This is a genomic window from Tistrella mobilis (assembly GCF_039634785.1).
In the GTDB taxonomy this organism is placed as follows: domain Bacteria; phylum Pseudomonadota; class Alphaproteobacteria; order Tistrellales; family Tistrellaceae; genus Tistrella; species Tistrella mobilis.
The window spans coordinates 1-3344 of the sequence record NZ_JBBIAB010000051.1; the positions used below are offsets into that span (position 1 = coordinate 1).

The following is a 3344-nucleotide window of genomic DNA, read 5'->3' on the forward strand; positions in this document are numbered from 1 at the left end:
GACGCGGGCAAAAAGGTCAAAGGTAAGAAGCGGCATATCGTCGTCGACACGCTCGGCATGATGCTGGAAGCGCAGATCCAGCCTGCCGACATCCAGGATCGGGACGGTGCGTTGCCGGTGCTGAAAGAGGTCCGCCGCCTGTTCCCGTTCATCGAGCGCATCTTCGCCGATGGTGGCTACCAGGGGGCCGCCACGGCTGCCGCCGTGCGTGAACTCGGTGTCTGGCACCTGGACATCGTCAAGCGTTCGGATACCGCAAAGGGCTTCCAGGTCCTGCCCAAACGCTGGATCGTCGAACGGACCTTCGGATGGCTTGGCCGCTGCCGCAGGCTGGCCAAAGACTTCGAGAACCTCTCACGGATGGCTTTGGCATTCCTCCGCCTCGCGATGATCCGGATCATGATGCGCAGAATCGCAAGGAGCCGGAAATCATAGATAACTTCTCGGACGGACTCTTAAGCATCCAACTTTACAAGCTCCAATAATTGAGCGACGGAAATACTGATAGCCCTCGACACATTCCTTTTGGATCTGCGATCAGCCCTCCCGGTATTAATAGATCGACAAAATCTTCCAGCGGCCGCTCACGAAAATCCTGATGCTCGACAGCAATTACGACAAGATTTACGCGCTCATCCTTCGATTTTGGCCAATTAATTGCCTCTACTTCTCCTAGTGATCTAATTTTTTCCCCTGAAAGCCACGGATCATGAATAGCGACACGAAATCCATGGCGGACCAACCGCCTGGCTAGCTGCGGGGTCCGGGAATTACGTACATCGGGCACGTCCTCCTTAAAAGTGGCTCCCAATATCAATGCTAGCGGACGAAGAACCTCTTGGCATACTTCGCGAAAGCGGAAGGCTATTCGGTCTGCAATTTCATCGGCCATGTGATCATTAGTCCGTCGCCCCGCCAGGATGACCTCCGGCTCATGGCCGATCATCTGCGACAGATGGCTGAGGTAATAAGGGTCAACGCCGATGCAGTGCCCTCCCACCAGGCCGGGTCGAAAATCCAGGAAATTCCATTTTGTTCGCGCCGCAGCAAGCACATCATGAACGGAAAGACCGATACGCTCGCAAATGAGCGCGATCTCGTTCACGAAGGCGATATTGATGTCACGTTGTGCGTTCTCTATCACCTTGGCCGCCTCCGCCACACGGATCGACGGCGCGCAGTGGATCCGCCCGCCGTTCAATCCACCGTACAAACGTCGAAGTGCGTCGACAACTGCATCCCCCTGGCCCGCGACGACCTTAACGATCGTGTCCACCCGATGATCGCGATCTCCCGGATTGATTCTCTCCGGCGAGTATCCGAGTAGGATATCCTGACCGACGATCAGTCCCGAGGCGTCGGCAAGGGCCGGACCGCAAACGTCTTCGGTCACCCCCGGATAGACGGTGCTCTCAAAAATCACCACTGTGCCAGGCGCGAGCCGCGGCCCCAGGATGGCGCATGCGGACAGCAAGTGCCCAAGATCGGGCCGCCTGTCTGGGGTGATCGGCGTCGGCACACAGACCATCATAATCCGGGCCTCACGCAGATGTTCAGGATCTGCCGTCGGTACAAGCCCGCCAGCCAATGCCTGCTGCAAATCGGCAGACGCCACCTCACCGGTATCGTCAAACCCGGCTCGGATCCGCAGCACACGCTCCGCATTTAGATCATAGCCGATAACCCGCCGCCCCCGCGCGGCAAACGCAGCAGCCAGAGGGAGCCCCACATAGCCAAGACCGATGACCGCAAGTACAGCTCGATCAGGATCTGCGTCTTCGAAGACCGGAGACAGAAATGGCTCGACCTCTTCGGGCCCGGAGATGTCCATCAGACTCAGATCCCGTGGTATGTTCGAAACCAGTCGACGAAACGGGGGATGCCTTCAGTGATCGGCGTTCGAGGTTCGAAGCCCAGAAAGCTGCGCGCCCGGTCGATATCGGCATAGGTCGCCGGCACGTCGCCTGGCTGCATCGGCTCGAGGATCTTCACCGCCTCCCGCCCCACCGCCGTCTCGATCGCCCGGATGAAGTCGCCGAGCGCCACAGGCGCATTGTTGCCCAGGTTAAAGACACGATGCGGCACGTTGCCCTCCCCGGTGTCGGAAACCGCGGAGGTCGGGGAGGTGTCGAGTGCCGCCACCACGCCGGACACGATGTCGTCGACATAAGTGAAGTCGCGCTGCATCCGCCCCTCATTAAAGACTCTGATCGGACGCCCCTTGAGGATGGCATCGGTAAAAAGCCAAGCCGACATGTCAGGCCGCCCCCAGGGACCATAAACCGTGAAAAACCGCAGCCCGGTCAGCGGCAGGCCGTAGAGATGGGCGTAGGTATGGGCCATCAGCTCTCCCGCCCGCTTGGTGGCGGCATAGAGCGACAGCGGCGTATCGACCCGGTCAGCCTCGGAAAAGGGCAGCTGCCGATTAGCGCCATAGACCGATGAGGAGGAGGCATAGACCATATGCACAAGGTCAGGCAGATGTCGGGCAAGTTCCAGAAGACAAAGATGCCCCTCGACATTTGTCCTCGTGTAGCTGTGCGGTGCCTCAATAGAATAGCGCACCCCGGCTTGTGCTGCAAGATGCACGATCCGGTCGATCCGCGGCAGGTGATCGTACAAGGCCTCGATCGCGGCGCGATCCGAAATATTTAACCGCCGGAAGACAAAGCCGGTGCGTCCCTCCAGCCGGGCCAGCCGCGCCCGTTTCAGGGCCGGATCGTAATAGGCGTTCAGGTCGTCGATGCCGAGAACCTCTTCCCCGCGATCGAGGAGCAGGGACGCCACGTGCGAGCCGATGAAGCCGGCGGCACCGGTGATAAGGATGGTCATGGCAGGCGGCTCCGGCAATGGAGATCATCGCGAGTCAAGGTAGCGATGCGGGCCCCGGATGTGAAGCATGTCGGCAATCGGCATAGGGGAAGATCCTGTCGGATTGCCACCTGCCACACCGGGATGCGGGTCCGCACCGGGCGGTTCGAGCAATTGAGATCAGGCGAGTCTGCGCAGCTCGAGTTGGTCAGCCCATTTGATCGGGAGGATGGAATTGAGGAGTATCCCGCTGTTGCGCAACCATCGTCCGCTGTTGGCCGCAACCTGTTGTGCGACAGCGGGTCTGGTCCCTCGAGCCATCAGCTCCCGGAAGATGATCTGAACCGCGCCGGGTTTGCCGGGGGCTCCAACTCTTGAGAGTCCGTCCGAGAAGTTATCTATGATTTCCGGATCCTTGCGATTCTGCGCATCATGATCCGGATCATCGCGAGGCGGAGGAATGCCAAAGCCATCCGTGAGAGGTTCTCGAAGTCTTTGGCCAGCCTGCGGCAGCGGCCGAGCCATCCGAAGGT

At 59.6% G+C, this 3344-nt stretch carries 3 protein-coding genes and 1 pseudogene; 1 reads left to right on the forward strand and 3 read right to left on the reverse strand.

What is annotated here, in order from left to right; all coding sequences use genetic code 11:
* The coding region (locus tag WI697_RS27320; protein WP_345960669.1) for an IS5 family transposase at positions 1–435 on the forward strand (435 nt) is incomplete at its 5' end.
* 34 nt (positions 436–469) lie between these two features.
* Here the strand turns inward: WI697_RS27320 and WI697_RS27325 are convergent.
* The 3 genes and pseudogenes from WI697_RS27325 to WI697_RS27335 form a co-directional block, all read right to left on the reverse strand.
* Entirely contained in the window at positions 470–1831 is a 1362-nt protein-coding gene (locus WI697_RS27325; RefSeq protein WP_345960670.1) for a nucleotide sugar dehydrogenase, read from the reverse strand.
* 5 nt (positions 1832–1836) lie between these two features.
* On the reverse strand, positions 1837–2832 hold the full coding sequence (locus WI697_RS27330; RefSeq protein ID WP_345960671.1) for an NAD-dependent epimerase/dehydratase family protein: 996 nt from the start codon (positions 2830–2832) through the stop codon (positions 1837–1839).
* A gap of 377 nt (positions 2833–3209) precedes the next feature.
* A pseudogene (locus WI697_RS27335) lies at positions 3210–3344 on the reverse strand (IS5/IS1182 family transposase); the annotation flags it as partial.

Bases quoted from the DNA above. Each gene is read 5' to 3' on its own strand.
- WI697_RS27330 (WP_345960671.1), bottom strand. From the start codon at position 2,832: ATGACCATCCTTATCACCGGTGCCGCCGGCTTCATCGGCTCGCACGTG.
- WI697_RS27325 (WP_345960670.1), bottom strand. From the start codon at position 1,831: ATGGACATCTCCGGGCCCGAAGAGGTCGAGCCATTTCTGTCTCCGGTC.